Source organism: Stutzerimonas nosocomialis (assembly GCF_005876855.1).
Lineage (GTDB): Bacteria > Pseudomonadota > Gammaproteobacteria > Pseudomonadales > Pseudomonadaceae > Stutzerimonas > Stutzerimonas nosocomialis.
Genome location: NZ_QLAE01000067.1, coordinates 1 through 5,198 on the forward strand (window position 1 = coordinate 1; position 5,198 = coordinate 5,198).

Below are 5,198 nucleotides of genomic sequence, written 5' to 3' on the forward strand. Positions count from 1 at the left end.
TAGTCAACTGATTATCAGCATCACAAAGCAACACTCGTTAATTCGAGAGTTACTCTTCATTTATGGAGAGATTTGCGATTGCTGAGCCAAGTTTAGGGTTTTCTCAAAACCCAAGCAGTATTGAACTGAAGAGTTTGATCATGGCTCAGATTGAACGCTGGCGGCAGGCCTAACACATGCAAGTCGAGCGGTAGAGAGGAGCTTGCTTCTCTTGAGAGCGGCGGACGGGTGAGTAATGCCTAGGAATCTGCCTGGTAGTGGGGGATAACGTTCGGAAACGGACGCTAATACCGCATACGTCCTACGGGAGAAAGTGGGGGATCTTCGGACCTCACGCTATCAGATGAGCCTAGGTCGGATTAGCTAGTTGGTGGGGTAAAGGCTCACCAAGGCGACGATCCGTAACTGGTCTGAGAGGATGATCAGTCACACTGGAACTGAGACACGGTCCAGACTCCTACGGGAGGCAGCAGTGGGGAATATTGGACAATGGGCGAAAGCCTGATCCAGCCATGCCGCGTGTGTGAAGAAGGTCTTCGGATTGTAAAGCACTTTAAGTTGGGAGGAAGGGCAGTAAGTTAATACCTTGCTGTTTTGACGTTACCGACAGAATAAGCACCGGCTAACTCTGTGCCAGCAGCCGCGGTAATACAGAGGGTGCAAGCGTTAATCGGAATTACTGGGCGTAAAGCGCGCGTAGGTGGTTTGGTAAGTTGGATGTGAAAGCCCCGGGCTCAACCTGGGAACTGCATCCAAAACTGCCAAGCTAGAGTACGGTAGAGGGTGGTGGAATTTCCTGTGTAGCGGTGAAATGCGTAGATATAGGAAGGAACACCAGTGGCGAAGGCGACCACCTGGACTGATACTGACACTGAGGTGCGAAAGCGTGGGGAGCAAACAGGATTAGATACCCTGGTAGTCCACGCCGTAAACGATGTCGACTAGCCGTTGGGATCCTTGAGATCTTAGTGGCGCAGCTAACGCATTAAGTCGACCGCCTGGGGAGTACGGCCGCAAGGTTAAAACTCAAATGAATTGACGGGGGCCCGCACAAGCGGTGGAGCATGTGGTTTAATTCGAAGCAACGCGAAGAACCTTACCTGGCCTTGACATGCTGAGAACTTTCCAGAGATGGATTGGTGCCTTCGGGAACTCAGACACAGGTGCTGCATGGCTGTCGTCAGCTCGTGTCGTGAGATGTTGGGTTAAGTCCCGTAACGAGCGCAACCCTTGTCCTTAGTTACCAGCACGTTATGGTGGGCACTCTAAGGAGACTGCCGGTGACAAACCGGAGGAAGGTGGGGATGACGTCAAGTCATCATGGCCCTTACGGCCAGGGCTACACACGTGCTACAATGGTCGGTACAAAGGGTTGCCAAGCCGCGAGGTGGAGCTAATCCCATAAAACCGATCGTAGTCCGGATCGCAGTCTGCAACTCGACTGCGTGAAGTCGGAATCGCTAGTAATCGTGAATCAGAATGTCACGGTGAATACGTTCCCGGGCCTTGTACACACCGCCCGTCACACCATGGGAGTGGGTTGCTCCAGAAGTAGCTAGTCTAACCTTCGGGGGGACGGTTACCACGGAGTGATTCATGACTGGGGTGAAGTCGTAACAAGGTAGCCGTAGGGGAACCTGCGGCTGGATCACCTCCTTAATCGACGACATCAGCTTCTTCATAAGCTCCCACACGAATTGCTTGATTCACTTGCGAAAAGCGATTGGGTTTAGGCCCGAGAGTAAGACGATTGGGTCTGTAGCTCAGTTGGTTAGAGCGCACCCCTGATAAGGGTGAGGTCGGCAGTTCGAATCTGCCCAGACCCACCAATTGTCAAGGGATGTGGCCGATCTGTAGATGGGGCCATAGCTCAGCTGGGAGAGCGCCTGCTTTGCACGCAGGAGGTCAGGAGTTCGATCCTCCTTGGCTCCACCATTTACTCGAATCGCTTGAAAAGCTCAGAAATGAACATTCACACCGTGGGGTGGGGAATGTTGATTTCTGGTCTTTGCGCCAGTAACTGTTCTTTAAAAATTTGGGTATGTGATAGAAGTAGACTGACTGATTGTTTTCACTGGCGATCAGTTTGGTCAAGGTAAATTTGCGAGTTCAAGCGCGAATTTTCGGCGAATGTCGGCTTTATCTGATCAGGACTCTCAAGCAGATTGCTTGGGGTTATATGGTCAAGTGAATAAGCGCATACGGTGGATGCCTTGGCAGTCAGAGGCGATGAAAGACGTGATAGCCTGCGATAAGCTTCGGGGAGTCGGCAAATAGACTGTGATCCGGAGATCTCTGAATGGGGGAACCCACCCAGCACAAGCTGGGTATCTTGTACTGAATACATAGGTGCAAGAGGCGAACCAGGGGAACTGAAACATCTAAGTACCCTGAGGAAAAGAAATCAACCGAGATTCCCTTAGTAGTGGCGAGCGAACGGGGATTAGCCCTTAAGCTTCTTGGATTTTAGCGGAACGCTCTGGAAAGTGCGGCCATAGTGGGTGATAGCCCTGTACGCGAAAAGATCCTTGAAGTGAAATCGAGTAGGACGGAGCACGAGAAACTTTGTCTGAATATGGGGGGACCATCCTCCAAGGCTAAATACTACTGACTGACCGATAGTGAACCAGTACCGTGAGGGAAAGGCGAAAAGAACCCCGGAGAGGGGAGTGAAATAGAACCTGAAACCGTATGCGTACAAGCAGTGGGAGCCTACTTTGTTAGGTGACTGCGTACCTTTTGTATAATGGGTCAGCGACTTATTTTCAGTGGCGAGCTTAACCGAATAGGGGAGGCGTAGCGAAAGCGAGTCTTAATAGGGCGTCTAGTCGCTGGGAATAGACCCGAAACCGGGCGATCTATCCATGGGCAGGTTGAAGGTTGGGTAACACTAACTGGAGGACCGAACCGACTACCGTTGAAAAGTTAGCGGATGACCTGTGGATCGGAGTGAAAGGCTAATCAAGCTCGGAGATAGCTGGTTCTCCTCGAAAGCTATTTAGGTAGCGCCTCGTGTATCACTGCTGGGGGTAGAGCACTGTTTCGGCTAGGGGGTCATCCCGACTTACCAAACCGATGCAAACTCCGAATACCAGCAAGTGTCAGCACGGGAGACACACGGCGGGTGCTAACGTCCGTCGTGAAAAGGGAAACAACCCAGACCGTCAGCTAAGGTCCCAAAATCCTGGTTAAGTGGGAAACGATGTGGGAAGGCTTAGACAGCTAGGAGGTTGGCTTAGAAGCAGCCACCCTTTAAAGAAAGCGTAATAGCTCACTAGTCGAGTCGGCCTGCGCGGAAGATGTAACGGGGCTCAAACCAGGTACCGAAGCTACGGGTTCACCGTAAGGTGAGCGGTAGAGGAGCGTTCTGTAAGCCTGTGAAGGTGAGTTGAGAAGCTCGCTGGAGGTATCAGAAGTGCGAATGCTGACATGAGTAACGACAATGCGAGTGAAAAACTCGCACGCCGAAAGACCAAGGGTTCCTGCGCAACGTTAATCGACGCAGGGTGAGTCGGTCCCTAAGGCGAGGCTGAAGAGCGTAGTCGATGGGAAACGGGTTAATATTCCCGTACTTCTGGTTACTGCGATGGGGGGACGGAGAAGGCTAGGCCAGCTTGGCGTTGGTTGTCCAAGTTTAAGGTGGTAGGCAGAGATCTTAGGTAAATCCGGGATCTTAATGTCGAGAACTGATGACGAGCTTTCTTTTAGAAAGCGAAGTGGTTGATGCCATGCTTCCAGGAAAAGCCTCTAAGCTTCAGGTAATCAGGAACCGTACCCCAAACCGACACAGGTGGTTGGGTAGAGAATACCAAGGCGCTTGAGAGAACTCGGGTGAAGGAACTAGGCAAAATGGCACCGTAACTTCGGGAGAAGGTGCGCCGGTGAGGGTGAAGGACTTGCTCCGTAAGCTCATGCCGGTCGAAGATACCAGGCCGCTGCGACTGTTTATTAAAAACACAGCACTCTGCAAACACGAAAGTGGACGTATAGGGTGTGACGCCTGCCCGGTGCCGGAAGGTTAATTGATGGGGTTAGCGCAAGCGAAGCTCTTGATCGAAGCCCCGGTAAACGGCGGCCGTAACTATAACGGTCCTAAGGTAGCGAAATTCCTTGTCGGGTAAGTTCCGACCTGCACGAATGGCGTAACGATGGCGGCGCTGTCTCCACCCGAGACTCAGTGAAATTGAAATCGCTGTGAAGATGCAGTGTATCCGCGGCTAGACGGAAAGACCCCGTGAACCTTTACTGTAGCTTTGCACTGGACTTTGAGCCTGCTTGTGTAGGATAGGTGGGAGGCTTTGAAGCGTGGACGCCAGTTCGCGTGGAGCCATCCTTGAAATACCACCCTGGCATGCTTGAGGTTCTAACTCTGGTCCGTTATCCGGATCGAGGACAGTGTATGGTGGGCAGTTTGACTGGGGCGGTCTCCTCCTAAAGAGTAACGGAGGAGTACGAAGGTGCGCTCAGACCGGTCGGAAATCGGTCGTAGAGTATAAAGGCAAAAGCGCGCTTGACTGCGAGACAGACACGTCGAGCAGGTACGAAAGTAGGTCTTAGTGATCCGGTGGTTCTGTATGGAAGGGCCATCGCTCAACGGATAAAAGGTACTCCGGGGATAACAGGCTGATACCGCCCAAGAGTTCATATCGACGGCGGTGTTTGGCACCTCGATGTCGGCTCATCACATCCTGGGGCTGAAGCCGGTCCCAAGGGTATGGCTGTTCGCCATTTAAAGTGGTACGCGAGCTGGGTTTAGAACGTCGTGAGACAGTTCGGTCCCTATCTGCCGTGGACGTTTGAGATTTGAGAGGGGCTGCTCCTAGTACGAGAGGACCGGAGTGGACGAACCTCTGGTGTTCCGGTTGTCACGCCAGTGGCATTGCCGGGTAGCTACGTTCGGAAGAGATAACCGCTGAAAGCATCTAAGCGGGAAACTTGCCTCAAGATGAGATCTCACTGGAGCCTCGAGCTCCCTAAAGGGCCGTCGAAGACTACGACGTTGATAGGTTGGGTGTGTAAGCGCTGTGAGGCGTTGAGCTAACCAATACTAATTGCCCGTGAGGCTTGACCATATAACACCCAAACAATCTGGAGCTTGCGCTCGAGACGGTGTGACAGGTAAAGCCGATACAGCCGAAAATTGGCCAGAACCGCAACTACCAAGACATCACATACCCAATTCGGGGAAGCGCTTAACC

The 5,198-nt window shown here is 52.3% G+C and carries 2 tRNA genes and 2 rRNA genes; all 4 read left to right on the forward strand.

Annotated features, from left to right (window positions below):
- Positions 1 to 122: 122 nt before the first annotated feature.
- The 4 genes from DN824_RS22230 to DN824_RS22245 all read left to right on the forward strand — a co-directional run bounded on the left by DN824_RS22230 (position 123) and on the right by DN824_RS22245 (position 5,072).
- Positions 123 to 1,659 (forward strand): 16S ribosomal RNA (locus DN824_RS22230).
- A 93-nt stretch (positions 1,660 to 1,752) separates the two neighbouring features.
- A tRNA-Ile gene (locus DN824_RS22235) sits at positions 1,753 to 1,829 on the forward strand.
- A 30-nt stretch (positions 1,830 to 1,859) separates the two neighbouring features.
- Positions 1,860 to 1,935 (forward strand) — tRNA-Ala (locus tag DN824_RS22240).
- A 246-nt stretch (positions 1,936 to 2,181) separates the two neighbouring features.
- A 23S ribosomal RNA gene (locus DN824_RS22245) occupies positions 2,182 to 5,072 on the forward strand.
- Together the 16S and 23S rRNA genes with 2 tRNA genes alongside form the textbook arrangement of a ribosomal RNA operon.
- Positions 5,073 to 5,198: the final 126 nt, after the last annotated feature.